Consider the following 26,890-nt stretch of genomic DNA (forward strand, 5'->3'; position numbering starts at 1 on the left):
CACTATTTCTGGTTGAGGTGCTGGGTAGTTAAGTAACCGCGCTTCATGCGGGCGATTAGGTTACTGCGCAAATACGCTGCAAGCAGCCATTCCATGCCAAAGATGATGAAGATCGCGGCGATGGACCAGTGCGCCAGGAAGCCAAGGATAAGGCCCAACAGCTGTGCCCACACAATAACGGTCAATGCCCACTTCCTTGTCATGAACGCGATCATGCCCACGTGGAATATCAGGGCACCTATCACCAAGCCGTAGTTAAACGGCGTCCACAGCGTACCGTCATACAGCTTGTACAACAGCGGCAGTGCCAAAACGAGCGTGATCGACTCCATGATGAGCGAGCTGGCGATGACCATGCCATTAAAACTCTTGAGCGGATCCTTAACGGGGTCCTGCCCTAAGCCTAATGGGCCGATTTCATTGTCCGCAATGTCTTCGCTGCGGCGCGGCGGACGAGGCGAGCCGGACCGAGGATGAGGGCTGGTCATGCGGGCTCCTTTCCAAACATCGCGCGGGCTTCGCCGGCGGTGACCACCGAACCAGTAATTACGATACCGGAGCCGGATTGCACCTCGGATTCCTCGGCCAGCTCCACGGCTTGCGCGTAGGCACTGGGCAGATCATCGGCCACATAGACGCGCTCTTCGCCAAAAATATCGCGGGCAGTTTCCGCTAATTCATAGGCATCGATCGCACGCGGCGAGGAGTTCTGAGAGATGACCACCTCGCTCAAGTACGGTTCCAGTGCGATAAGGATGCCCTGAGCGTCCTTATCGCCAAAGACAGAGACCACGCCGATAAGCCGCGCGAAGTCGAAGTCACGGTCCAGTGCTGCACCGAGTGCCTTGGCGCCGTGGGGATTATGGGCGGCATCGATAAACGTCGTGGGCGAGGTGCGCACGCGCTCGAGGCGACCGGGCGAAATCGTCTTCGCAAAACCGGTGCGCACAGAGGCAATATCCAACGAATGGCCGGAAGAGGCGCCGAAGAAGGCCTCCACCGCGGCAAGGGCAACGGCCGCATTCTTGGCCTGGTGCTCGCCGTGCAGCGGCAAGAAAATATCCTGGTACATGCCACCCAGGCCCCGGATGTTGACCTGCTGTCCACCGACAGCTATACGAGATTCAACGGCCGCGAACTCCACGCCGGAGCGCGCCACGCCCGCATCCATATCTACTGCGCGTTGCAGGATAACCTGCATAGCCTCAGGGGCTTGCTCTGCGATGATAGCGATGTTTTCATTCGGAGTCAGAGGGTCTTCAGCATCAGCGCGGCGCTTGATGATGCCTGCCTTCTCCCCCGCAATCTCCCGAATATCGCTACCCAGGTACTCCATGTGGTCCAACCCCACCGGGGTAATCACGGAAACATCAGCATTGACCACATTCGTGGCATCCCACAGCCCGCCGAGGCCGACCTCGACGACGGCGACATCAACGGGGGCATCGGCAAACGCTGCATAGGACAGACCCACCAGGACTTCAAATTTGGACATGGGGACCTCAGAGTGCGCATCCACCATCTCCACATACGGCTTTATTTCGTGCCATAGGCGCACGTAATCGCGCGGGTGGATGGGCTGGCCATCGATACCAATGCGTTCGGTGACCCGCTGCAGGTGCGGGCTGGTGAACAGGCCCACGCGGCGGTGGAAAGAACGCAGCAGCGAATCGACCATGCGCGCGGTAGAAGACTTGCCGTTGGTGCCCGCGATGTGGATGACGTCAAAGGATTGTTCGGGGTGCCCCAGCAAATCCATAAGCATCTCAATGCGCTCCAGGGTGGGCTCGATCTTGGTCTCCGGCCAGCGCTGGTTGAGTTCTTCTTCTACCTCACCGAGAGCCTGCAGCTCCTCCGGGGAGACTTCTTGGGGTGCGACGTCGTTATATTCCTCGTCCTCACCCAGGCCAAGGTTGAGTGTCAACCCCGATTCCGTGATCTCCACCGGGGTGCCATCGGTGCCCTCTTTGAGGGCATCGACGATTTCAAAATCATCTTCTCCCCCATTGGACTCGCCGTGAACATCATGATTGAAGCGCTGATCTGTCACTATTTAAGACCCTCCAAGCGGTGAGTGATGCGCTCGACTTCTTCGCGCGCGATATCCTGGCGCGCCCGGATCTTTTCAATTACATCTCCCGGCGCCTTGGCTAGGAAATTTTCATTACTCAGCTTTTTGCCGGTCTGTTCCAATTCTTTATTGGCCTTGGCCAGGTCCTTTTCCAGGCGTTTGCGCTCTGCTTCGACGTCGACTGCGCCGTGGGTATCCAGCGTAACCTCCACGGTGGCCTGGGACAGGCGCACTTCGATTGAGGCCGAAGGGTTGAAGTCTGTATCCGGCGCGATGGTGTTGGCAAGGTTGCGGACCAACTCTTCTTGGCCTTGCAGGTCTGCCGCGACAAAATCGAGGCGGCCCGGCACCTTCTGCGAAGGCTTAACGCCCTGATCGGAGCGGAAGCGGCGTAGCTCGGTAATAAGCTTATCGGCGTCCTCGATGCGGCGAGCGGCCACCGCATCCTTGGTGGCGCCACCATTGGTATCGGCCGCCGTGGGCCACGGGGCAATAACGATGGATTCCCCACCAGTCAAGGCCTTCCACAGCACCTCGGTCACATACGGCATGGTGGGGTGCATCAGGCGCAACACCACGTCAAGGACGCGGCCCAGCACGATCTGGGTGTTGCGACCTTCTACCGTTTCGCCATCCCGGGGGATCTGTGTCTTGGCGATCTCCAAGTACCAGTCACAGAGTTCATCCCAAATGAAGTGGTAGAGCAGCTCGTTGGCCTTGGCAAATTGAAAATCGTCCAAGTAGGAATCCACCTGGGTGCGCACCTCTTCGGCGCGGTCGAGGATCCAGCGGTCGGCATCGGAAAGCTCCGTGCGGCTAGGCAGCGGTGCCACACCGGCGCCATTCATCAGGGCGAACTTGGTGGCATTAAAGAGCTTGGTGGCGAAGTTACGCGATGCCGCAGCGGCATCAGAGCCCAGCGGCAAATCCACGCCCGGGTTGGCACCGCGAGCCAGGGTGAAGCGCAGCGCATCGGCACCGTAATCGCGCACCCAATCCATGGGGTCAATGCCATTGCCCAGGGACTTCGACATCTTGCGACCCTGCTCATCGCGAACTAAGCCGTGCAGATAGAGATCCTTGAAAGGAATCTGCGGGCGACCATCAATACCCTGGCCCATAAGCTCAGGGGTCTTGGTGCCAGCGAAGGTGCCGAACATCATCATGCGAGCGACCCAGAAAAACAAGATGTCATAGGCGGTGACCAGCACGTTAGTGGGATAGAATTTCTCCAGATCCGGGGTCTTATCGGGCCAGCCCAGGGTGGAAAATGGCCACAGAGCCGAAGAGAACCAGGTATCGAGGACATCAGGATCCTGTTCGTAGTCTGTCGGCGGCTCCTCATCGGGGCCGACGCACACGATGTCACGTTCAACTTCACCCGACTCGTTCGTATGCTCTGGGCCGTACCAAATAGGGATGCGGTGGCCCCACCACAGCTGGCGGGAGATACACCAATCATGCATGTCATCAACCCACTCGAAATAACGCGGCTCGAGCGACTGCGGGTGCACAGCAGTATCTCCCTCACGCACGGCATCGCCAGAAGCCTTTGCCATCTGCGAGACATCGACGAACCACTGCAGCGACAGGCGTGGCTCGACAGGCTCGCCGGAGCGCTCCGAGTGCCCCACCGAGTGGACATATGGGCGGATTTCTTTGACGATGCGCCCCTGCTCTCGCAGCGCCTCCCGAATTTCCACGCGCGCCTCTTCGCGCGTCATGCCATCAAAGCGGGTACCGCTATGGGCGATGCGACCGGTGGTATCCATGATTGTTGGCATATCCAGGTTATGGCGGGTGCCCATCGCGTAGTCATTGGGATCGTGGGCCGGGGTTATCTTTACCGCACCGGTACCAAAATCCATATCCACGTAATCATCGGCGATGACCTTCAACTTCAGGTCGTCACGGAAGGGGTGGTCTAATTCTTGGCCCACGAGGTGGGCGTAGCGCTCATCATCGGGATGGACGGCAATGGCGACATCGCCAAGCATGGTTTCCACGCGAGTGGTGGCGACAATAAGGTGCGGCTCATCGTCATTAAGCGAGCCATAGCGGATGGAGACTAGCTCGCCCTCGACATCCTTGTAGACGACCTCGATATCAGAAACTGCCGTCTCTAACACCGGCGACCAATTGACCAGGCGGTTGGCCCGATAAATTAAGCCCTCATCGTAGAGGTTTTTGAAGATGGTTTGCACCGCGCGGGACAGGCCCTCATCCAGGGTAAAGCGCTCGCGGGACCAATCCACGGAGTCACCGATGGCTCGCATCTGGTTCTGGATGGTGCCGCCGTATTGCTCTTTCCATTCCCAGACCTTTTCGATAAACTCTTCGCGCTCATAATCCCAGCGCTTTTTACCCTCGGTCTCCTTGAGTTTGGCCTCGACCTTTGTCTGGGTGGCAATTCCCGCGTGGTCCGCACCGGGCAGCCACAAGGTAGAGTAGCCCTGCATGCGCTTGCGGCGAATGATGGAATCAATCAGCGTGTGGTCTAATGCGTGGCCCATGTGCAGCTGACCAGTAACATTCGGCGGTGGCAGCACAATGGAAAAACCCTCCGCCTCCGAATTCGCATCCGGGGTGAAATAACCGCGGTTAACCCAGCCTTCATAGAGGTCTTTTTCTACCGCCTGCGGCTCCCAGGATGTGGGCAGAGAATCGGCGCGATTGGTACCAACTAATTGCTCATCATTTTGCTCAGTCACCCGCCTGATTCTACCCGGTACGTCAACTAAGCAGCATATTCGCCCACCACCGGTACACGGTGATGGGCGGAAGGACTTATCCGTGCCGTTCTTATAGGAGGTCTGCCACTGCCTCGCGCTCCTGGCGCAGCTCGTCCACGGAGGCGGCAATGCACTCCTTCTGAAAATCGCTAAGCTTCAACCCCTGGACGATTTCCCACTTGCCATCACGGCAGATAGTGGGAAAGCCGCAAATGAGGCCCTCATCGACGCCGTAGGAGCCATCCGAGGGCACGGCGGCGGTATGCCAATCCTCGGTACCGTGGATCCAATCGTGCATATGGTCCACGGCGGCAGATGCTGCCGACGCAGCAGAGGAGCTGCCGCGCACCTCAATGATCTCAGCGCCGCGCTTGGCCACCTTAGGAATCATTTCCTCGCGGTACCACTGCTCATCTACCTCCGCGTTGGAAAAGGCGATATCCGGGAACTGGGTCGCGGAGTGGTTGCCCCACACCACAATCTTGGAAAAGTCCTTGGTGGCCAAGCCCGTCTTGTCCGCCAGCTGGCCCAAGGTGCGGTTATGATCCAGACGCATGAGCGCGTTGAACTGGGAGTTATCCAGATCCGGGGCACTGTGCGCGGCAATGAGCGCATTCGTATTGGCTGGGTTGCCCACCACCAGCACACGCACATCGCGCGCTGCATAATCATTGATGGCCTTGCCCTGCTCGGTGAAAATAGCGCCATTAGCCTCGAGCAGATCTGCGCGCTCCATGCCTTTGCTGCGCGGGCGCGAGCCAACTAAGAATGCGGCAGAAGCATCCTCGAAAGCAACCTTGAGGTCATCAGTGACCGTAATCGAATTAACCAGCGGCAGGGCGGAATCGCGAAGCTCCATGGCTACGCCCTCGGCCTTGTCTACTACTGCCGGAATTTCCAGCAGGGCAAGGTCTACGGGGGTGTCCTTGCCAAAGACATCTCCCGCGGCAATCCGCCACAGGAGAGAGTAGGCGATATTTCCGGCGGCGCCGGTGACGGTCACTTTTACTGGCTGGGTCATGCTAATTCCTCCTCGTACGGTGCGGAGTTGTACACGCCTATCTTGCACGCCACCCTCCACGGAATGTATTCACCCCCGAGCTTAGCGCCATCCGAAGGTAGCGTGTTGTGAAATTAATCCCCTCTTTCGGAGGGAAAATTCGGCGAATTTCAGGATATTACCCCCGTTTACCTCCAAATTAACGCCCCCAAAGGGAACGGTGCTTCCGCAAGGCGGGATCATTCGGGCATGATGGAAGCGGCACAGTCCCCCTCCAGGAAGTGCGAAGCAGTGATGCAGTCACTACCTTTGGTCAGCTACACGTCGGTTATCCACTACCACACTGGACCGTCTTGCGGCCGTCTGTGCAGTATCCAAGACATTACCCACTTTCGCCACATCGGCACCGCGAAGCATAGATAGGACACTTGCTATGAGCACCGAGCACACCGAACCGCTGCGCGCTGCGGAGCAGGCGGAGGATTCCGACGCTCACGGGGCGGATTCCACCAGCACCGATGCCGTGGTGAATATCGCCATTTCGCAGTTTTCCGCGCGGGGTTTTGCTGAAACTAAGCTAGATACCATCGCCGCAGAATCCGGCATGTCCAAGCGGATGATTCGTTACCACTTTGGCGATAAGCAGGGCCTCTACTTAAGCGCCCTGAGTGCTGCAGCCGAGCGCCTTCGACCCGACGAAAAAGACTTGGAACTCGATTCTGCGGTCCCGGTCGAGGGCGTTCGAAAGCTGGTGGACTGGATTTTCTGGCAATACGTCAACCACCCCGAAGCCATTCGCATGATGACCTGGGAAACAGCCCAGTCCATCGTGGGGTCTTCCACTCATCCCGTAGCGGATTTTAGTGCCGTCGCACTTCATCTAGATCGTCTACTCTTGCTGGGCCAGGACGCCGGTGCCTTCCGCCCGGGCATTTCCACCAACGATATTTTCACCATTATCGCCTCGCTCACCTCGTATCGCGTGACCAACCAGGCGATGATGGACAACCTGTTAGGTGTGGATATGTCCAGTCAATCAAATACCACCGGCATGCACAGGCTCACCGTCGATACCGTGCTGGCGTTTCTTACCGCCAATATCCCCGATTCCGGTCACGAGTCTTACTTGGTGTCTTCCGATTCTGACGAGGACGATGAGGCCTCCCCGCAAGATATCTACGGCGAGGCCTAAAACAAGGGGCAACAGCTACTTGCCGGTGTGCCCCCTCTTTGCCTGCTGCGCCTTGTTAGCTAGGCCGATTCCTTTTCCTCATCTTCATAGGTAAATTCAGGCTCTGCACCCTGGGTGACGCACCCTGCGGTGATGCGCACGGCGGAAATATCTTCCCGATCCGGCAACTCAAACATCACCGGCACGAGCAGTTCTTCCAGGATGGCACGCAACCCGCGCGCGCCGGTTTTGCGCTCGAGGGCGAGCTCTGCGATAGCGTCCAGTGCGCCTGCATCGATATCCAGCTCGCAGTCATCCATTTCAAAGAGGCGATTATACTGTTTAATTAGCGAGTTTTTGGGCTCAGTAAGCACCCTAACGAGGGCCTCACGGTCCAAGTTATCCACCGTAGCCACCACGGGCAGGCGGCCGATAAATTCTGGGATCAAGCCGAACTTCACAAGGTCTTCCGGGCGGACCTGGGAGAAGAGATCCACCTTTTCCCGCTCATCTTTGGTGCCCAGCTTGGCTCCAAAGCCAACTCCCTTCTTGCCCACGCGATCCGCTATCACCTGGTCGAGGCCCGCGAAGGCGCCAGCAACGATGAAAAGGATGTTAGAGGTATCTAGCTGGATAAATTCCTGGTTCGGGTGCTTACGCCCACCCTGCGGCGGGATGGCGGCCACGGTTCCCTCCAGGATTTTCAGCAACGCCTGCTGCACGCCCTCACCGGAGACATCGCGGGTAATGGAGGGATTTTCGGATTTACGGGAAATCTTATCCACCTCGTCGACGTAGATAATACCGCGCTGGGCGCGCTCCACATCAAAGTCCGCTGCCTGCAGCAACTTCAAGAGGATGTTTTCCACGTCCTCGCCTACATAGCCGGCCTCGGTCAAGCTGGTGGCATCCGCAATCGCGAAAGGCACATCCAGCAGGCGCGCCAACGTCTGCGCCAGGTAGGTTTTACCGGAACCAGTAGGCCCCAGCATCAAAATATTAGACTTAGAAATCTCTACTTCTTCGCCCGTGGCCTTCTTCCGCCGCGCATCCAAGGCGGCGGATTCTTCGGCCTTAATGCGCTTGTAGTGGTTATAAACCGCTACCGAAAGCACGCGCTTAGCCTTGTCCTGGCCAATGACATACTTGTCCAAAAAGGAGGAAATCTGCGAAGGCTTGGGCAGGCGTACCTCCGCCTCAGAAGACTGCTCGGCCTGCTCATGTCCAAGCTCTTCTTCAATGATCTCATTGCAGAGCTCAATGCACTCGTCGCATATGTAGACCCCGCCACCAGCGATGAGTTTTTTCACCTGCTTTTGGCTCTTTCCGCAGAAGGAACACTTCAGAAGGTCAGCGCTTTCTTGCATACGTGCCATTCAGTACTTTCACACTCGCTCTTGTTTACCGCTTTGACAGGTGGGGTGGAAGGCTCGCTTACTTTCATCCCCGCGGTTCGTTGATCAAAAATCTAGCTTAGTAAATCAACCTGACGCGGTTGACATTCATTCCCTCCGCGTGGCGAAATTCGCAGATTTTTAGCCGCCCACCACGCCCAACGTGGATGTGGATCCGCCACTACTTCCACCGCTGCCACGGACCCCAGCGCCACTGCTTACCCCGTCGATGTCACCAAAACTGCCCACAGTAATGAAGTATTTTCCAGGCCCGCGCCGCGCACAGAGCAATCTACATCGTCTGTACCTATGCCGGGGTCTTTTCCCATTGCGCGCTGGAAGAGATGACGGAATAGTAGCAGGAGACCACTTTTCATATCACTACCCCGGCACGTCCAAGGTCGTGGAGGAAGCCCTGGAAGCACCAGATCAGGACTTCTTCGGTAAAGAAACGCGCTCTATTCCGCTGCATCAGCTCGTCTTCCCCTACGATACGAAGCAACACTGCGACATTACCTTCCTCTACCGAGGTCGGATATATCGCCGGACAAACGCCGATTATTGTCGGCCGTTAACTTCTGTCCGAAACCCCAAGGCCGTCCTGCCACCACGTGAGCCCACGCGTGAAGAGCGAGCGCTTGCCGATCCCCAGGACGAGGACACAAGCAGATAACCCCGGCAGCGCCGGGGCGATGCCTGCCAGGGTTATCTCGTACCACTCTTATTGCAACCAGCCAAAGTCAAGCAAGAATGCCCTGATGTCGAGCATTTCTAGCTCAGTTGGCTCGTGGCCATCAACGAATACGAAGAACGCCTCCTCTAAGGCACTGTATCCAAACCCCTGCCAATGGTGAAAGCGGTGAATATGTCTCCGATGCAACCACGGAACGTCGGCATCGTGTTCATTTCTCTCACATCTCAAAATTGCCGTATTGATAGGCATCAACCATACTTGGGATTCATCCTTTAAAAGGTTTAAGTCCCTTCCGGCTAATTTCTGTGAATTTTAAGTCGCTGTGGGGCACGCTACCTGGCCATAGGACCGTCTGCCCAGCCCGCGGGTTACTGTAGAACGCCGTCGAAGGCTACACCGGCCAGCAACCGAGCCACCACACGCATCGCCACGCCCCAGCACACTTCTGCGTCGCGCCGACCGACCAGTACCAAGGATGAAACCGATACACCGTGGGCACTGGCAATCACAACGCCCGAAGCCCCGAGAGCTAGGAAGACCTGACCGTCCGTCTCAGCGGCCGGGCCCGAAAGGGCATAGGAAATTGGCATTGAAGATGCCCTTAGTCACCGGTGCTGGGACATCACCCGGGCAAGATAACACCGATGAGGTCAAGTGCGGCGGAAATCACTACCGCAGTTAATTGCTTCAGCGCACCGGGGAACTGGAGGTTGCCAACACATCCGCGGTGCGCTAAAACCATTGCTGAAGTCGACGGCTTGGGAGTCACTGTCACAGCATTGACGCCTTTTGATTCTCAACAAATGTAAAAAATGCAATTGCGACGCTGTAATTCGTCACGCATCAATATCGGCGTACACCGCAATAATAAAGCGAGCTCCTTGAATTTCTAAAAACTCAACTGTATTTTGTCTACAGTTAATCTTCCGGCCAAGCCTTGGCGCCAGTCAAGTTCCGGAAATATTCTCTTAAAAGCACTTTTAAGAAACCGGATCTGTCTTCAATATTTACTACGGTGGTACAAAACATTAAGAGGGGTGCGTCGGCCCTACGCCCGCACCCCTTGCAAGATATGGGGCTTCAACTTTCCTTTTAACGGAAGTTGGCAAACTTCTTGACGACCCAGCGGCTCAGTATGAGCAAGACGACACCCAGTGCGATGGAGCCAACCCCCAAGGAAACGAAGAAGGTGTTTTCCGCCGCCGCATCCTCAGGGTTGTAGAAGCTAGCCAGCGACCCGGCAAGCGCGGTACCCATGGCGATAGCCATCATCCAGACGGCCATCATGCGCGATGGGAAAGCCTCTGGTGCCACCTTGGTAGCCAAGGAGTTACCCACGGGGGAAAGCATCAACTCACCCATGCTGAACAAAAAGAGGATCCAGATAATGACATACATTGGCGTGGAGTTCGCGCCCGAGCCGGAAAAAGGCAGGAAGAAGAATAGCGAGACACCAATGATGATATTGGCTACGCCGAACTTCACCGGCGTGGACCACTGACGCTCACCAAGCTTCGTCCACATGGCCGCGAAGATTGCAGAGAAGATAACGATGAAAATCGGGTTGATGGCCTGCACCAGTGACGGGGGGATCTCTACACCAAAGACCTGGCGATCTAGACGCACATCGGCGTAAATGGTCATTACGGTAAATTGCTGCTGGAAAATACCGAAGAAGAGCACACCGGAGATGAACAGCGGAATGAAGCCCAGTAGGCGGTTCTTTTCTTTCCGGGTCACCAAATCAGAGGTGTACATCTGAATCCAGAAGTACACAGCGGCGATGAGGGCGACAACGGTAACGATATTGGACAGCCACTCTACCTTGATGATTCCGGTACCCAAGCCGATGACCATAACGAGAATGACGACGACAATCGCGCCAAGGCCCATCATGCGCTGCTTGGAGTTCGCCGGGTTCGGAATATCGTGACCCGCATCCTTAATTGTGGTCTTACGCATAAGGGTGTACTGGATAAGACCTAGGGCCATACCGACGGCAGCGATGCCGAAGCCCCAGTGGAAGCCCTTCCAGCCCCACAATGCGGTGGTAAGAAGCGGGCCGAACAGAGCGCCGATATTAACGCCCATGTAGAAGACCGAAAAGCCGCCGTCACGGCGAGGATCGTCACGCCGATACAGAGATCCCAGCACCACCGAAGCGGTGGTCTTTACACCACCGGAGCCGACGGCGATGAGGATCAAACCGATCGCCAGGCCGGTCACGGCGGGAATGAAGGCCAAAGCCAGGTGCCCTGCCATCACCATGATCGCGGAGTAGAACAGAGTGCGCTCCGCACCGAGGATGCGGTCTGCCACCAACGATGCTAACAGGCACGCCACGTACACCAAACCGCCGTACGCGCCAACGATCGAGGTCGCATCGGCGCGGTCGAGGCCTAGGCCGCCATCGGTTGTGGCGTGGTACATGTACAGCAGTACGATGGACTGCATGCCGTAGAAGCTGAATCGCTCCCACATCTCCACGCCGAACAGGTTAGCCAGCCCCCACGGGTGTCCAAAGAATGTGAGCTCCCCGTTTGAAGGAGCGGTTGCGGGGATGCGTTTCCCCGCCTGTGGATCATTATTTCTCATAGGATAATACGACCACTCGGAGGCCTAATTCACAAATTGGGCGTAATACGCCAAACATCGCACTGGAAATTCTACCTAACGACCTGCAGATATTTCTTCAGGGGATTCACCCCGTTTGGGGTAAATACTCACATACCGCTAATACCCGACACAACACCCTCCCCCAAGGGAAAGTGCTCCAATTGCCCTCTGAACTCAAACACTCGTACACAAAAGTAAAAATCCTTGCGAGAGCCTCTCTCGAAGCAGCCTCGCAAGGGTTGAACCAACGTGATTAACCAATCACACCGTGCTTAGAGTCATACCGGGGTTTAAGAATTGAGTTTGCGGTACTCAAATACGGTATCGATAATTCCATATTCGACAGCATCTGCCGCGGTCAGGATTTTATCACGGTCGGTATCAATGCGGATTTGCTCGGCTGTCCGGCCGGTATGCTCCGACAGAGTATTTTCCATCAAGGTGCGCATACGCTGGATCTCTGCGGCCTGGATCTCCAGGTCCGAAACCTGACCCTGGGTGCCCTGGGTTGCTGGCTGGTGGATCAAGACGCGGGAGTTCGGCAACGCCGCGCGCTTGCCAGGTGCCCCAGCGGCAAGCAGCACTGCAGCGGCGGACGCAGCCTGACCTAGACACACTGTCTGGACATCTGGGCGAACGTAGCGCATGGTGTCATAAATTGCCATTAAGGCAGTAAAGGACCCACCCGGCGAATTGATGTACATGGTGATATCACGGTCCGGATCCTGACTCTCAAGAACCAGCAATTGGGCCATAATGTCGTTAGCAGAGGTGTCATCGACCTGAGTACCCAAGAAAATGATGCGCTCTTCAAAGAGCTTGGAGTAGGGGTTGGTCTCCTTCGTCCCCTGAGCGGACTGCTCAATAAAGGAAGGCAGTACGTAACGGGAACTTGGCATCTGGGACTTACTCATAATAATTTTCTCCTTATTCCCTAGTTGCTCAGTGGGCCGTTCACGGACTCGATAACGTGGTCAACAATGCCGTAGTCCTTGGCTTGCTGCGCAGTCATCCAGCGGTCGCGGTCCGAGTCCTTGGTGATTTGCTCAAAGGTCTGACCGGTGTGCTCTGCAATGAGCTCGGCCATCTCTCGCTTGGTCTGGGCGAATTGCTCGGCCTGAATGGCGATATCCGCAGCGGTACCGCCCACCCCAGCGGAAGGCTGGTGCATCATGATGCGCGCGTGCGGCAGCGCGTAGCGCTTACCTTTGGTACCACCAGAGAGCAGGAATTGGCCCATGGAAGCTGCCAAACCCATGCCGTAGGTGGAGATATCGCAGGGCGAGTACTTCATAGTGTCATAAATGGCCATACCCGCGGTAACAGACCCACCCGGGGAATTGATGTAGAGCGAAATATCCCGCGTGGGATCCTCTGCGGAAAGCAGCAGGATCTGTGCGCACAGCTTATTCGCAATTTCATCGTCCACCTGGGTTCCCAGAAAGATAATGCGCTCGTGCAACAGGCGCTCATAGACGCTATCACCCAAGTTCAGTCCGGAGCCTGCAGGGGTGGTCATCTCCAGCTGGTTAATTTTCTTAGACATTCGAATAGTCTCCTTGAGGACGGTTAATCTCTAATGCCACCACACTACTTAAAGTGACGATCATTGTGGGGTCTGTTCGCTATCAGCGTTTGCACCCATCTGTGTAGGCGTTTTCACCCCCACAATGAGAAAAATCCAGCTTGACTCCTCACTTTGGCGAGGAGTCAAGCTGGATTTAACAAAGGAATTTTACTCCGCGTCGGTAGCTTCGTTGTCGTCTTCTTCTACCTCACCGAAGTACTGGTCAACGTCTACGTCGTTGCCTTCTTCATCCTTAACGGTGGTCCGGCAAATGGCGGCAGCCAATGCCTTGCCACGGCGTACATCGGAGAAGAGGTTAGCAATCTGGCCGTTAGACTGCAGCTGCTGGAGGAACTGGTTCGGGTCCATTCCGTAAGACTGTGCGGTAAAGAGGATATGGTCCGAGAACTCCTGCTGAGAAACTTCCGGCTCTTCTTTTTCTGCCACGGCGTCCAGGAAGATCTGCGTGCGTACAGATTCTTCAGCCTGCTCCCGGGTTTGCTTATCAAACTCTTCACGCGAGGTACCCTGTGCCTCAAGTAGCCCAGCCAGTGCCTTTTCGTCGTGTGCCAGCTGGCCCAATATCTGGTGCAGCTGGGAGTGAGCCTGCTCGTCAACGACGGACTGAGGGAGCTCAAAGTGAACGTCTGCCAGCGCAGCTTTCAGCACCTCATCGCGGATCTGGCCGGCCTGCTCAGCCTTCTTGGACTCTTCTACCTCGTTCTTGGTAGCTTCGCGCAGCTCCTCAATGGTGTCATACTCGGAGGCCATTTGGGCGAACTCATCATCCATATCTGGCAGCTTGCGCTCCTTGGTCTGCTGCACATGAACTTTGAAGGTAGCCTCCTCGTCCTTATGCTCACCAGACTGAATGGTGGAGGTGAACTCATTATCCTCTCCAGTCTTCATGCCACGCAGTGCGGTGTCCAGACCTTTAACGAGGTTGTCATCACCAATAGAGTAAGACAGACCTTCGGTGGAAGCCTCCTCGATCTTCTCACCGTCTACCTCAGCGGTAATGTCGATGATCGCGTAGTCACCGGTCTTCAGCTTGCGCTGGGTGTCCTTTAGCTCGCCGAAGCGCTCTGCTAGATCCTCAAGGGCCTTGTCCACATCTTCTTCATCAGCCTTGATGGCCGGGACGGTGACGGAGATTTCGGAGAAGTCTGGCACCTCAAACTCAGGGCGGACGTCCACCTCGGCAGTAAATTCTACGAAGTCCTTGTCCTCGATCTTGGAAATATCGACGTCAGGCTGGCCAATGACCTTCAGTTCTTCCGACTGAACGGCCTGCTCGTAGCGGGAAGGTAGCATGTCATTGACAACTTGCTCCAGAATCGGGCCGCGGCCGAAGCGAGCGTCAATCAGCTGGCGCGGGGCCTTACCTTTACGGAAACCTGGAATAGAAACCTGCTGCGCGATTGCCGCGTAAGCTTGATCGATTTCCTGGTCTAGCTCCGCAAACGGAACGTTGACGGTGAGCTTAACGCGGGTATCGCTCAGCTTGTCTACGGTGGTCTTCACGAGTGAATCTCCCTGGCTTCATTGATTTTCTACGTACATAAAAATAAAAAAGGGGTCTGAAAAACCTTATTAGGGCATTTTCAGACCCCCATACGTCGGGGCGACAGGATTTGAACCTGCGACCCCCTGCTCCCAAAGCAGGTGCGCTACCAAACTGCGCCACGCCCCGTATGTAGGCCACCAAGTCGCCTTGGCTGCGTTGCATACTTGAGACAGTTTAGCGTGTTGATTTTAAATCTCCTAAATCAACCCGCCATTAAAGGGCGTAAGCGCAGGTTAATCGCATAATTTTCCGGCTATTTGACCTAGAAATCAAAATCAAACATGCCGTCAAAGAAACCACCGCCGTCACCGGCGTCTCCTCCTCCGACATCGCCGCCCATATCGCCGGCTAGCCCGGCATCTCCAAAGTCTCCCCCGCCGTCGGCTCCGTCCATGCCGTCACCGCCCTCAGCGTTACCCCAATTGCCGTTTTCTGCGGCGGCTGCGGAATAACCAACGCCGGACATCCCGGCAAACAAGGCGTTAAACATCATCGAATAACCCATCACCCATACACCCGTTTGCAAGGCATCTGCCCACCACGGACGGGAATACCAACCGGCGGGAACGGGGCGTCCAGCCACGGTTCCGCCGGGGTAAAAATTCGGGGTTTCAGAAGATGCATAGGGCGAGGCGGTCAACCGCTCGCCATTGGCATCTACCGTGCGCTTTTCGGTGACCTTACCTGCAGCACGCTGTCCCTCCAGTGGCGGCAATTCCGGCCCCGGGGTCATGTCCATTATCTCGCGGGCCGCATTCACGTAATGCATGCCCTCGAGCGCCGATTCTCGGGCCAGGTTCGCCTGCTTGACCGTGGTAGCCCGCGAAATAGCGGAATTGGCCGCAGTAAAACGCTCCGATGCATCTGCCATTGCCTGCTGGGAGGCGGTATCCGTACCGGAGATTTGCATGACTTGGCCACCCAAGCGCTCGATCCAGCGACGCGCATCCGCCTGGGCATCCGCTAACTGCTGCGCCTCTTGCTCCTCCTGGCTTTTCTTGGAGTTACGCGAGGATAGAAACCACGCGCCACCACCGAGGACAACTGCAATAAGTAGGAGTTCCACAACGACCATCGCTTTCTTTACTGGGATTGGTCCTATCTACTTTAACGGCGTACCCGCTGCACATGTTCCCTATTTTCGTTTTGGTCCACTCATGCGCTAAAGTGTCCGTTAGCGTTCAAGGTAACGCTGTGGGAATGTCGTATAGTGGCTAATACCTCAGCCTTCCAAGCTGAAGACGCGGGTTCGATTCCCGTCATTCCCTCGCTTTAACCCACCACACGGTGGGTTTTCTCATGTACAGCTGGGGTTAGTTCGGATCTAACGAAACACCGCTTGCCGGTGTCTCACTCCATCTCGTTACCCGATCACCGCCAACCGCAGGCGTAGGTTCGTCGCATTAGGGCGTCGGGTAGAAAAGCGTAATCTTGTGTCCATGACCGTACCCTTGATTACTTTGAACGATGGAAACACAATCCCCCAACTTGGCTTTGGCGTCTTCCAAATGGAGCCGGCCGAAACCGAGGAATACGTAGCTGAAGCGCTGCGCGTGGGCTACCGCCACATCGATACCGCGGCTATCTACGGCAATGAGGAAGGCGTGGGCAAGGCCATCGCCAACTCTGGTATTCCGCGCGAAGAACTTTTCATTACCACCAAACTGTGGAATGACCGCCACACCGATGCCGCTGCGGCGCTGGATGAATCCTTGCAGAAGCTGGGCCTTGACTACGTTGACCTGTACCTCATTCACTGGCCTACCCCGGCCAACGGCACGTACGTGGAGGCCTGGAAACAGCTCATTGAACTGCGCAAAAACGGCAAGGCAAAATCCATTGGTGTGTCCAACTTCGAGCCTGAGCACTTAGATCAGTTGGAAGTGCACACAGATGTCGTCCCCGCGATTAACCAGGTAGAGCTGCACCCTTACTTGCAGCGCTGGCGCGAACTAGACGCGGGTCGCGCCCACGGCATCGCCATAGAGGCATGGGGCCCGCTGGGACAGGGCAAGAGCGATATTCTGGAGGCGCCAGAGGTGACTGAAGCCGCCGAGGCGCACGGAGTTTCCCCAGCCCAGGCCATTATCCGCTGGCACCTGCAAAATGGGGTCATTCTCTTTCCCAAGTCCTCGACGCCATCGCGCATTGCAGAAAACTTTGATGTCTTTGACTTCGAGCTCACGGATGCGGAAATGGCAGCCATTACCTCTTTGGAGGAAGGCGAAGATGGCCGCGGTGGGCCTCACCCCAATGACATGAACGACGCCTAGTACGCCTATTAGAACCACCACATAAAACGCCGCGTGGCCCAAAGGCCAGCGGCGTTCATTTATGTCTATTCACGGATCCCGGCGGTTTTAGCGTGGGTCCTTAGACAGCTCAGGTGGAATATTGGTGCGCTCGTATTCGGCGAGGATATCGATGCGACGCTGGTGGCGCTCGGCCCGGGACCATTCTTGATCCAAGAAGGCATCCACGATTTCGAGAGCCTCTTTTTGCGAGTGCATGCGGCCGCCGATGCCAATAAGCTGCGCATTATTGTGCTCGCGGGCCAGGCGCGCGGTTTCTGGCGACCACGCCAGTGCGCAGCGCGCTCCTTTGACCTTATTGGCGGCAATCTGCTCGCCATTACCGGATCCGCCTAGCACGATTCCCAGGGAACCTGGATCGTTGACAGTGCATAGGGCCGCTTCAATACAGAATGCGGGGTAGTCATCCTCGGCGTCATAGGTATGAGCGCCGCAGTCGATAACGTCATGGCCTTGTTTGGTGAGGTGTTCAGAAATTAGGTTTTTGGTCTCAAAACCTGCGTGGTCAGCTCCAAGATATACGCGCATAACCCCTACAGTACCGGCACCACCGCCTTCTAGGCACCACTTTGCATAACCTATTTCGCTCATAATCCGGCACTGTTAAGCTAAAGCGCAGATTATGTGCCGCACAGAAAGACGAAAAAATGAGCCCTCGCGTCCTCGCGCTCTACGGCAGCGTCCTTGCTATCGCGGTACTGTTATGTGCGGCAAATATTTTCTTAACCACTAAGAACTACCTCGTGCCGCTTATCCACACCGTACTTTTCACTGTCACCCACCTTGTTCTGGGGCTGTGGTGGCTGAATCAGCGGGTAATAAAGAAAAATCGCCTCGGCGGTTTGGCCGCGGTGATTGGGTTCTTATCCCTACTCACCGCGGCATCATGGGCCACGTGGGTGGCCGCCGCTTGGTCAGAATTCCAGGCTCAGACGACCCTGCCCATCATCAATATCGCCGGGCTACCGGCGTTTTTACTCACGCCGGTCATCGCGGTGTGTTGCCTTGCAGCTGCCGTGCGCCGCAGACAGGGCCAGCAGCACTTATAACTAGTCCTCTTCTACCTGTGGCATCTCCGTGCGGGAGCGCTTGAGCTCGAAGAAGTAAGGGAACTGAGCGAGGCGCACGGAGGCATCAAAAAGCTCACCGGCTTCCTCACCCTTGGGAACTCGGGTAATAACCGGGCCAAAGAAGGCGGTATTGCCCAACTTAATAACCGGGGTGCCTACCTCATCGCCCACCGAAGAAATACCGTTGTGGTGGTACTCGCGCAGCTTCTCGTCATATTCTTCGGTGTGAGCCACCTCCGCAAAGTCTGCGGGGAGGCCAACCTGTTCTAACGCCTGGGCGATGATCTCGTCATAGCCGCCATCGCCCTTCTTGCCGTCATTGCCCTTGGCGTGAATCAAGGTACCCATGACGGTATAAAGCTCATCTACCTTTTCAGGCTGCTCGGTCTTTACCTTGGCAAATACGCGGGCAGGGCCCCAGTTGGCCTCCATCATTTTCATGTATTCGGAATCGAGATCGCGGCCATCATTAAGAACGGACAGGGACATCGGCTCGAATTCCACCGCGATATCACGTACTTTTTCTACCTCTTTGATCCAGCGCGACGTTGCCCATGCGAATGGGCAGGAAACATCGAACCAAAACTTAACTGGGGTAGTCATTATTCCTCCTTGAAATAAGTGCAGTTGGCCCCACCACTGTAAACCCGCTGCTAACCTTGATGCATCACTATTTTCGTTAGCAAAGGAGAATCTAAGCAATGACCTCCGTAAACCTCACGTGGGAGGAAGCGAAAGTTCGCTCGCAGATGCTCAAAGTTGACCATTACGATGTCACTTTAGACCTTAAGCATTCGGATACCCACTTTCTGTCCACCACCACAGCTCGCTTTAGCACCCTGGAGGCCGGTTCTACCTTCATCGATCTGCGCGCTGACACGCTCCACGAGGTGCGCCTGAACGGAAACCCGCTGCCCACGCAGTCCTATGATCCCACCTACGGCATCCCCCTCTCTGGGCTGCAAGTAGCGGATTACACGCTCGAGGTCACCGCTGAAATCCCTTTCTCTCGTACCGGCGAGGGCCTGCACCGCTTCGTAGACCCTGCCGATAACGAGGTCTACCTCTACACCCAGTGTGAAACCGCCGATGCCAAGCGCGTTTTTGCCTGCTTCGACCAGCCGGATTTGAAGGCCACCTACTCCCTGCATTGTAAAGCTCCGGACGAGTGGACCATCATCACCAATGGCTCAGTCACCCGCGAGGGCGATACCTTCCATTCCGAGATTGACTACCCGCTTTCGACCTATTTGGTCGCTCTGTGCGCCGGTCCGTACCAGGAGGTCACCGATACCTGGCGCGGCGAACTTACCCAACACCCCGAGGGCAAGCCAGCCCAGCAGCTCGAGGTTCCACTCGGCATTTACTGCCGCGCTTCGCTGGCAGATTCTCTCGATGCCGAGCGCCTATTTACTGAAACAAAGCAGGGCTTCGACTTCTACCACCGCAACTTCGGCTTTCCCTACCCCTTTGGCAAATACGACCAGATTTTCGTCCCCGAGTTCAACGCTGGTGCGATGGAAAACGCTGGTTGCGTGACCATCCGCGATGAATATGTGTTTACCTCACAGGCCACGCACTACAAGTATGAGCGCCGCGCCGATACCATCCTGCACGAGCTCGCCCACATGTGGTTCGGTGACCTCGTAACCATGGAATGGTGGAATGACCTGTGGCTCAACGAATCCTTTGCCACATGGGCCGCGGCCATCTCGCAGGCGGAAGAAACCGAATATGATACCGCCTGGGTGACCTTCGCCAACGTGGAAAAGTCCTGGGCATACCAGCAGGATCAGCTGCCTACCACCCACCCCATTTCCACCGATGCCAGCGATATCGAAACCGTCGAGCAAAACTTCGACGGCATCACCTACGCCAAGGGCGCCTCGGTGCTCAAGCAGCTGCAGGCTTATGTCGGCCGCGAGAACTTCTTCGCCGGTGTACGCCGCCACTTCGCCGCCCACGCATGGGGCAATGCCACCTTTGATGATTTGCTGCGCCACCTCGAGGAGGCCTCCGGGCGCGATCTATCCTTCTGGGCGCAGCAGTGGTTGAAGACGACGGGCATCAATACCTTATCGGTTGCCACTGAGACCGATGACGAGGGCACCATTACCCGGGCGCAGCTTACCCAGCGCGGCGATACCCTGCGCACCCACCGCGTGGCAGTCGGCCTGTACGGCACGCGGGACGGCAAGGTCGTGCGTACCGAACGCCTCGAGATGGACGTGGATGGCCCGGCCACCACGATCCCAGAGCTAGTCGGCCGCAACATCAATGACATCGACTTCATCCTGCCCAACGATGACGATCTAACCTACTGCCTCATCGATGTGGACGCCGGCTCCCTGCGCTTCCTGCTGGATAATATTGAGAAATTCGACGACCCCATGGCGCGTACCCTGTGCTGGTCCACTGCGTGGGAGATGACTCGCGCCGGCACCATGCGCGCCCGCGACTTCATCCGACTGGTGGCCCGCGGCATGAGGGCAGAAACCGAGCTCGCTGTCCTGGAGCGCATCGTATCGCAGGCTGCTACGGCGCTGAAGAACTATGCCGATCCGGCTTGGGCGCAAGACAGTACGGTTTTAGCACAGGCGCTTGTCGATGGCGCCCGCAGCACCGATGCGCAGCGTTCCATCATCTGCACGCAGGCACTATCCAGGATTCAGCTGCACCAACCGGCCCGCGACTACCTGCACGATCTCCTCGCCGATTCTGATGATGCCGGGTTGCGCTGGTCCGCTGTCGCGGCGCTTGCTGCCGCGGGTGCGCTGGCTAATGCCGAAGCCGCTATCGCCGCCCAGCTCAAGCGCGATAACTCTGCGACGGGCTACTACTCTTCCCTGCGCGCCCGCGCAGCGATTGCCACCGCTGACAATAAGCGCGTGGTCTGGAAAGAAATCGTCGCCGGGGATCTCACCAACCGCGAGCTCACCTCCAAACTGGAGGGCTTACTTTATCCACACTCCGATACTTTCCTGCCCACTACGGAATTCTTCGAGGTAGCCGAAAAGATCTGGGAGTCCCAGTCCTCCGAGGTAGGCCTGACCACGGTGACCGGATTATTCCCGTCCTGGGATATCACCCAGGACGGCCTCGATCGCGCCGATGCCTTCCTGCAGAAAGATCTAGCAGCTGGCCTGCGTCGCACTATCACCGAGCAGCGCGACCGCGTGGCCCGTGCCCTGCGCAACCGCGCGGTCGACGCCGCTTAACGCTTAGTTCTTGCGCAAGTTCAGTTCAATGCGTGGGCGCACCTGAATCTCCGTCAGCTGGGTGGTGGGCCCAGCCTCGACGACGGCGCGGATGGCGTGCGCCACCTCCACGGGCGCAATAACCTCGTTTGGGTTGTAGTCCTGCAGGCCCTCCAGCATCGGAGTATCGGTGGGTCCTGGTGCCACGGTGGAGACGCGAATGCCAGGTTCGGAGATACGCAGGGCATCAGCAAGCGCATATAACGCATGCTTCGTGGCTGCATAGACCACATTATCGCCATAGCTCTTGCGCCCCGCCCCCGAGTTGATGAAGACGACAGTGCCCTCTGCTTTGCGCAGCTGCGGCAACAGCGCGCGGGTAACCTCCGCTGGCGCGTGGACGTTGAGGTCCATGTGTGCACGCCAATCGTGCGGGGTAGCTTCTTCCACCGAGAACTTCGTGGCACGCGCCGCGCCGTGCACGAGGACATCAACTCGCTCTAACTCGGGCAACTCCATGCCCTCGTCCAAACCGGCAACCAGGTCGCTGGCAACCGGGGTGATATTCGCGGCCTCTGGCAGCTCATCAGCGCTACGGCCCAACGCATAAACGTGGTGGTCGCGAGCGAGATCCTTGATAATCTCGCGCCCCATGCCACCGGTGGCACCGGTAACTACGGCGATTTTCTCTGGCACATTTGTGGTATCGGTCATGCCACCCCATCATAGGCAAAATGCTGTGTCCCTGACGCGACACCACAGTGTCCTCTACCTACCGATAACGCTCCGGAACATTGGCCTGGCCCAAGGTGAGCATAAGGCGATTAGCCCAGTTGAAGAAGGAGGATGCATAAATGATATCCACGATGGACTGATCGTCGAATCCGGAATCGCGCAGCTCAGCGCAAAGCGCAGCGTCAAAGCTTATCGGCGATGAAGTCAGCGCCAGAGCAGCGCGGCGAATGAGATCCCATTCTCCAGAACCAAGATCCGCTGTGACGCCCTCTGCAAGAAGGCGATCCACTATTTCCCTCTCCCCGCCTTCTTTCACGCACCGCGCCTGGTGCACGGATGCGCAGTAAACGCACCCATTGAAACGCGAAACAACGGTAGCGGCAAGTTCCCTATCCGCGCGCGACAATCCTCCTTCGGTGTTGTAGAAAATATCCAAGTCCGTCAGGGTACGCGCCTGCAGGGCGGCGGGATCTCGGGCGAGAACACGGAAATACTCGGAGTCAATGCGCTCAGGCTTGATGAGCGCGTCCATATGCGCAGGGGTGAAGTCCTCTTTGGGAAGCGGCGCCACCCACGGCAGCCAACCGAGTGAGTGATTAACAAAGTGGTCTGGGATTACTCCATCGGGCTGAAGAGTATTCTCGGTTGCTTCCCAGTCAGGCTGGATTTCGCCGGTAGCCCGGCGCGCTTCCAAGACAGTCGGAGCCTGCCCCGACAGGACGCTCAGCCCGTGGGCCACGCGGAGTTGAAATGCGAGGAATGAAACGAGCTGGGAAAGGCTCACGATATCGGTGGCAGACCACCCAGCGGCATCAAGATGACCAATGGCCTGCGGGGACGCGTTCTTGGGATGGAAAGACAAGAGATGCGCCCATTCACATGCAGCGGATAAGCGCTTCCCTAATGCTCCTTCGGAGTCTTGGGCTTCGCCAGCCGCATTTTCGCCGAAGACGAGAAAATCTGCATCTTGGTACGGCCCCGTCGATGCCCCGCGCCGGGCCGCGGCGCGAACTGCGGCTACAAGCGGCTCGCTTGCTTCATCGCTGAGCAGGTCAAAATAGAATGTTGCCGCGGGCGCATGATTGATGGCCGCGGTAAAGGCAGCAATCGCATAGCGTTCGACATAAGAAAAGGTGCCAGGGTCCTCCGGTTCGAGCAATGCACTAAAGCTCAATTGGGCATTGTCTTGGGCTTGCGGGCGTGCTGTGCGCAGGCGCTGTACTTCCTCAGAAGCACCGGAGAGTTCGTTGATAATATCTACCATCGGTGTCACCTTTCTATCGTTTGATTAAAGCAAATAGAGGGGCCTAGTTGGACTACAGCCCTAAGTTTAGGTCGCCCGCGCGGTAGCGTGAGCCGGGAATGGCCGCAATAAGTTCACGGGTATAGCCGGTTTCCGGATGTGCAAAAACCTCTGTGGTGCGGCCCGATTCCACCTGCTGCCCATGTGACAGCACGGATACCGTATCCGAAATCTGATTGACCACGGCCAAATCGTGCGAAATAAAGATATACGTCAGACCTAGTTCTTTTTGCAGCTCATCAAGTAGGCGAAGGATCTGCGCTTGCACTGTAACGTCAAGCGCCGAGACGGCTTCATCAAGGACCACCAGCTCTGGCTCGACGATCATGGCGCGGGCAATAGCTACGCGCTGTCGCTGCCCGCCGGATAGCTCCTTCGGCTTGCGGCCTGCCATCGCTGAATCAAGAGCAACCAAGTCCAAAAATTTCTGTGCCTTTTTATGGGCATCGCGCCGCGAAGCTCGCGTAAAGTTCCGGACCGGCTCAGCGATCGTTTCCCCAATGCTCAGGCGCGGATCGAGCGAACTAAAAGGATTTTGGTACACCAGTTGAATCTTTTGCCGCAGTTCCCGCCGGCGCTTTCCCTTCACACCGGTCAATTCCTCACCCGAGAGCCGAATGGTTCCTTCGGTGGGCTGAGAAAAAAGGGAGATAGCACGGCCGGTGGTGGTTTTACCCGAACCTGACTCACCTACAAGGGCGTGGATGGTACCTCGCGCAACCGTAAAACTTATATCGCGCACGGCATTAAAATCCCCGAACCGTTTGCTCAACCCTTCCACCTCCAATAAAGGCGTGGCCCCTTCGGTTGCGGTGCGGCGAGTGAGGGTGGGAGTGGACAATGAGGGGGCATCGGCAAGCAGGCGCTTAGAGTACTCATGCTGGGGCGCGGTTAACACATTGGCGGCCACTCCAGACTCGCGCACATGGCCCTTTTCCATCACCACGATGGAATTAGCGCGATCCCCGGCCACGGCAAGATCGTGGGTAATAAACAATATGCCCATAGTTAGTTCATCGCGCATATCATCCAGCAAATCCAGAATGATCTTCTGCACGGTGACATCGAGCGCCGAGGTGGGCTCATCCGCAATGATAAGTTCCGGTTCCAATGCTACGGCCGCGGCAATCAACGCACGCTGCTTCATACCACCGGAAAGTTCATGGGGATACTGGCCGTAGCGGCGCTCAGGATCATCGATGCCGACGCGTTCTAAAAGCTCCACCGCGCGCTGCCGACGCGAGCGTTTAGTGCCCTGCGAACGCACGGCCATTCCTTCTTCCACCGCGGCACCGATGGTTTTTAGGGGGTTCAGGGAATTATCGGGATCCTGCGGGATCAAAGCGATGCGACGACCACGCAATCTACGCCACTGTTTCTGCGAAAATTGCGTGACATCGCGGCCATCGAAAGAAATGGAACCGGATACGATGGAGGCATTTTCCGGCAACAGACCAATGGCTGCCATTGCGGAGGTGGACTTACCGGAACCAGATTCGCCGACAATGGCGGTCATTTCCCCGGCATTTACCTCAAGGTTAATGCCGCTGGTGGCCTGAAACTCGCCTTTGTCTGTGCGATAGGTAATGGACAGATCTTTTACGCTTAGAAGAGACATTAGGCAGCCTTTCGCAGTGTCTGGCTTAAGTGATTAGCCGCAAGTACTACGGCGACGATGACGGCGCCGGGGGCCAAGGTTAGCCAGCCGGCGGTGGCGATATAATCACGTGATTCCGAAATCAATAGCCCCCATTCCGGCGTAGGTGGCGGAGTGCCATAACCCAAAAATCCCAGGGTTGCCAGCTGCAGAATGGCTAGGCCAAACTGCAATGCCGCGAGTGCAAAAACTGCGGTCAAGGAGTTAGGCAAAATATGGCGAGTAAGCACGTGGAAAGGCGTGCCACCCGAGCCATAGGCCGCCTCCACAAAGTCCGATTCGGCCACGCTCAATACCTGCGAGCGGGCCAAGCGGGCAAAAGTGGCAACAGAAGTGATACCGACAGCAATAGCGGCGTTAAAGGTGCCATGCCCCAAAACAATGATGACAGATAGCGATAGCAGCAGGCCCGGAATGGATAGGAGCACATCCACAACGCGCATAATGACCGCATCCACCCAGCCTTTCTGTACGCCGGCAATAATGCCAAGCACCGTCCCTACGCTAAGACCGAAGAGCACCGCAATGAGGGCGCCGAGCAGGGATTGGCGTGCGCCGTAGATAACGCGAGTATAGAGATCGCGTCCAACGGCATCGGTACCAAACCAGTGTTGCGAGCTGGGAGCCAATAGTGCCTGTGTATCGCCGCCCTGGTTAGGATCTTGGGCGGCAAAAAGATGCGGAAATAGCGCACATACAACAGCGATAGCTAATACCACTACGGAAATTACGGAACCGGGAGAGGTTAGGAGTTTCTTCGTCTTCAAATTCATGCTTAAGCCTTCTTTTCATCCGCTTTACGGGCCGCGTGTTGCACCCCAACGTGGTAAGTGGCATGCGAGGTTGCGACGGAAGCGGCACTACCCTTATCCCGGGCACGCAGGCGAACGTCCAGAACTGGGTAAAGCAAGTCCACCACAAGGTTGATGAGGACAAATATGGTAGCCGCCAGCACCACGATGGCGAGTAGCACCGAGGTATCGCGATTTGCTACAGCGTCCACGGTCAGCGCACCGATACCGTGGCGCGCGAAGACGGCCTCCGTCACCACAGAACCGCCCACCAGCTCGCCGAAGGTTAGACCAGCCATGGTAAGTGCCGGCAGGATGGCGTTGCGCAAGACATTGCGCCATAACAGCCAAGCTTCGCTGGCCCCCTTTGCGCGTACTACCTGTACAAATGACATATCCATCACCTCATCGATAGAGCGCATCAGCACCTGGGCCAACGGCGCGGAGACGAAAAGACCCAAGGTAATAACCGGCAAAACGAGCCCCTGCGCTGTAGAAGCATTAATGACTGGAACCCACCCCAACGCGAAGGAAAATACTTGAATCAAGATGATGCCTACCCAAAACGTTGGGGCCGAGCCCAATACGGAAGGCAGGCCGCGAAAGAAACCGCGCAACCGCACCAGGGGGCCAAAGGTAGCGGCAATTGCGATGACAAAAGCCAGAACCAGACCAAATAAGAAGGCAAGCAACGCCAGGGCGAGGGTAGACGGCAGGGCATCAGCAAGCATGTCTGCCACTGGCGTACCAGTGGCCACGGAGAAGCCAAAATCACCGGTGATAAACCCGCTTAGAGCATTCATATAACGGTTAACAAGCGGCTCATCGGCCCCGTAAACCTCTCGAATGGTGGCGAGCTGCTCAGGTGTAAGCCCCAAGTTGGGGTTGTCGTAGCGGGAGGCGACGGCATCTCCGGGAAGCGCCGTAAGCAGGATAAATGCCACGGTAAACGTGGCCCAGATGACCACAACGGCTTGACCTATTCGCAGCACAATCGATGTTGAACTCATGTT

The 26,890-nt window shown here is 56.7% G+C and carries 23 protein-coding genes and 2 tRNA genes; 5 read left to right on the forward strand and 20 right to left on the reverse strand.

Features of this window, described 5'->3' with window-relative positions; all coding sequences use genetic code 11:
• Positions 1-2: 2 nt before the first annotated feature.
• The 4 genes from D9V82_RS00440 to D9V82_RS00455 form a co-directional block, all read right to left on the reverse strand.
• Positions 3-488, reverse strand: coding sequence for a DUF4233 domain-containing protein (locus D9V82_RS00440; protein ID WP_121910457.1), 486 nt, complete (start codon positions 486-488; stop codon positions 3-5).
• Positions 485-2,050 carry a bifunctional tetrahydrofolate synthase/dihydrofolate synthase gene (folC, locus tag D9V82_RS00445; RefSeq protein ID WP_121910458.1) on the reverse strand — a complete coding sequence of 522 codons (1,566 nt, stop codon included), beginning with the start codon at positions 2,048-2,050 and terminating at the stop codon, positions 485-487. The genes D9V82_RS00440 and folC overlap by 4 nt, the downstream gene beginning before the upstream one ends.
• Positions 2,050-4,791, reverse strand: a complete 2,742-nt coding sequence (locus tag D9V82_RS00450) for a valine--tRNA ligase (protein ID WP_420826862.1) — start codon at positions 4,789-4,791, stop codon at positions 2,050-2,052. Before D9V82_RS00450 ends, folC begins: the two co-directional genes overlap by 1 nt.
• A gap of 82 nt (positions 4,792-4,873) precedes the next feature.
• Complete coding sequence (locus D9V82_RS00455) at positions 4,874-5,824, reverse strand: malate dehydrogenase (RefSeq protein ID WP_121910460.1); 951 nt, start codon at positions 5,822-5,824, stop codon at positions 4,874-4,876.
• A gap of 412 nt (positions 5,825-6,236) precedes the next feature.
• On the opposite strand from D9V82_RS00455, the gene D9V82_RS00460 reads away from it, so the two are divergent.
• Complete coding sequence (locus D9V82_RS00460) at positions 6,237-6,995, forward strand: TetR/AcrR family transcriptional regulator (RefSeq protein WP_121910461.1); 759 nt, start codon at positions 6,237-6,239, stop codon at positions 6,993-6,995.
• A gap of 59 nt (positions 6,996-7,054) precedes the next feature.
• Here D9V82_RS00460 and clpX read toward each other — a convergent pair whose 3' ends face one another.
• The 9 genes from clpX to D9V82_RS00505 form a co-directional block, all read right to left on the reverse strand.
• The gene (clpX, locus tag D9V82_RS00465) at positions 7,055-8,350 is read right to left on the reverse strand and encodes an ATP-dependent Clp protease ATP-binding subunit ClpX (RefSeq protein WP_121910462.1); all 1,296 of its coding nucleotides are present in this window, start codon (positions 8,348-8,350) and stop codon (positions 7,055-7,057) included.
• A 1,080-nt stretch (positions 8,351-9,430) separates the two neighbouring features.
• Positions 9,431-9,652, reverse strand: coding sequence for a hypothetical protein (locus D9V82_RS00475; RefSeq protein WP_121910463.1), 222 nt, complete (start codon positions 9,650-9,652; stop codon positions 9,431-9,433).
• Positions 9,653-9,684: 32 nt separating this feature from the next.
• Positions 9,685-9,837, reverse strand: coding sequence for a hypothetical protein (locus D9V82_RS12125; protein ID WP_167449698.1), 153 nt, complete (start codon positions 9,835-9,837; stop codon positions 9,685-9,687).
• Between the two features lie 317 nt (positions 9,838-10,154).
• Positions 10,155-11,657 (reverse strand): peptide MFS transporter, encoded by a 1,503-nt coding sequence (locus tag D9V82_RS00480; RefSeq protein ID WP_121910464.1) that lies wholly within the window; start codon positions 11,655-11,657, stop codon positions 10,155-10,157.
• Positions 11,658-11,968: 311 nt separating this feature from the next.
• Entirely contained in the window at positions 11,969-12,592 is a 624-nt protein-coding gene (locus tag D9V82_RS00485) for an ATP-dependent Clp protease proteolytic subunit (RefSeq protein WP_121910465.1), read from the reverse strand.
• A gap of 20 nt (positions 12,593-12,612) precedes the next feature.
• Complete coding sequence (locus D9V82_RS00490) at positions 12,613-13,197, reverse strand: ATP-dependent Clp protease proteolytic subunit (RefSeq protein WP_411763115.1); 585 nt, start codon at positions 13,195-13,197, stop codon at positions 12,613-12,615.
• A 216-nt stretch (positions 13,198-13,413) separates the two neighbouring features.
• Positions 13,414-14,769 carry a trigger factor gene (tig, locus tag D9V82_RS00495; RefSeq protein WP_121910467.1) on the reverse strand — a complete coding sequence of 452 codons (1,356 nt, stop codon included), beginning with the start codon at positions 14,767-14,769 and terminating at the stop codon, positions 13,414-13,416.
• Between the two features lie 95 nt (positions 14,770-14,864).
• Positions 14,865-14,938: transfer RNA gene (locus D9V82_RS00500), tRNA-Pro, on the reverse strand.
• Positions 14,939-15,074: 136 nt separating this feature from the next.
• On the reverse strand, positions 15,075-15,887 hold the full coding sequence (locus D9V82_RS00505) for a DUF1542 domain-containing protein (RefSeq protein ID WP_121910468.1): 813 nt from the start codon (positions 15,885-15,887) through the stop codon (positions 15,075-15,077).
• 121 nt (positions 15,888-16,008) lie between these two features.
• On the opposite strand from D9V82_RS00505, the gene D9V82_RS00510 reads away from it, so the two are divergent.
• Both D9V82_RS00510 and D9V82_RS00515 read left to right on the forward strand, forming a co-directional pair.
• Positions 16,009-16,080 (forward strand) — tRNA-Gly (locus D9V82_RS00510).
• A gap of 171 nt (positions 16,081-16,251) precedes the next feature.
• Complete coding sequence (locus D9V82_RS00515) at positions 16,252-17,085, forward strand: aldo/keto reductase (RefSeq protein ID WP_200441754.1); 834 nt, start codon at positions 16,252-16,254, stop codon at positions 17,083-17,085.
• Positions 17,086-17,172: 87 nt separating this feature from the next.
• On the opposite strand, the gene D9V82_RS00520 is transcribed toward D9V82_RS00515, so the two are convergent.
• Complete coding sequence (locus tag D9V82_RS00520) at positions 17,173-17,652, reverse strand: ribose-5-phosphate isomerase (RefSeq protein WP_121910673.1); 480 nt, start codon at positions 17,650-17,652, stop codon at positions 17,173-17,175.
• Between the two features lie 119 nt (positions 17,653-17,771).
• Between D9V82_RS00520 and D9V82_RS00525 the strand changes: the two genes are divergently transcribed.
• Positions 17,772-18,173, forward strand: coding sequence for a hypothetical protein (locus D9V82_RS00525; protein WP_121910470.1), 402 nt, complete (start codon positions 17,772-17,774; stop codon positions 18,171-18,173).
• Here the strand turns inward: D9V82_RS00525 and D9V82_RS00530 are convergent, their stop codons facing one another.
• A complete protein-coding gene (locus D9V82_RS00530) occupies positions 18,174-18,797 on the reverse strand; it encodes a mycothiol-dependent nitroreductase Rv2466c family protein (protein WP_121910471.1) in 624 nt (207 codons plus the stop codon).
• A 98-nt stretch (positions 18,798-18,895) separates the two neighbouring features.
• Between D9V82_RS00530 and pepN the strand changes: the two genes are divergently transcribed.
• Positions 18,896-21,412: an aminopeptidase N gene (gene pepN, locus D9V82_RS00535; RefSeq protein ID WP_121910472.1), complete on the forward strand. Its 2,517-nt coding sequence runs from the start codon at positions 18,896-18,898 to the stop codon at positions 21,410-21,412.
• A 3-nt stretch (positions 21,413-21,415) separates the two neighbouring features.
• Here the strand turns inward: pepN and D9V82_RS00540 are convergent, their stop codons facing one another.
• From D9V82_RS00540 to D9V82_RS00560, 5 genes are read right to left on the reverse strand one after another with little or no spacing between them, the layout of a single operon-like run.
• On the reverse strand, positions 21,416-22,105 hold the full coding sequence (locus D9V82_RS00540; RefSeq protein ID WP_121910473.1) for an SDR family oxidoreductase: 690 nt from the start codon (positions 22,103-22,105) through the stop codon (positions 21,416-21,418).
• A gap of 58 nt (positions 22,106-22,163) precedes the next feature.
• The gene (locus tag D9V82_RS00545) at positions 22,164-23,390 is read right to left on the reverse strand and encodes an alkylhydroperoxidase domain protein (RefSeq protein ID WP_121910474.1); all 1,227 of its coding nucleotides are present in this window, start codon (positions 23,388-23,390) and stop codon (positions 22,164-22,166) included.
• Positions 23,391-23,442: 52 nt separating this feature from the next.
• Entirely contained in the window at positions 23,443-25,047 is a 1,605-nt protein-coding gene (locus D9V82_RS00550) for a dipeptide ABC transporter ATP-binding protein (RefSeq protein WP_121910475.1), read from the reverse strand.
• Positions 25,047-25,859, reverse strand: coding sequence for an ABC transporter permease (locus D9V82_RS00555; protein ID WP_121910476.1), 813 nt, complete (start codon positions 25,857-25,859; stop codon positions 25,047-25,049). The genes D9V82_RS00550 and D9V82_RS00555 overlap by 1 nt, the downstream gene beginning before the upstream one ends.
• 2 nt (positions 25,860-25,861) lie before the next feature.
• Entirely contained in the window at positions 25,862-26,887 is a 1,026-nt protein-coding gene (locus D9V82_RS00560) for an ABC transporter permease (RefSeq protein ID WP_121910477.1), read from the reverse strand.
• Between the last annotated feature and the right edge of the window lie 3 nt (positions 26,888-26,890).

Source organism: Corynebacterium macginleyi (genome assembly GCF_003688935.1).
Lineage (GTDB): Bacteria > Actinomycetota > Actinomycetes > Mycobacteriales > Mycobacteriaceae > Corynebacterium > Corynebacterium macginleyi.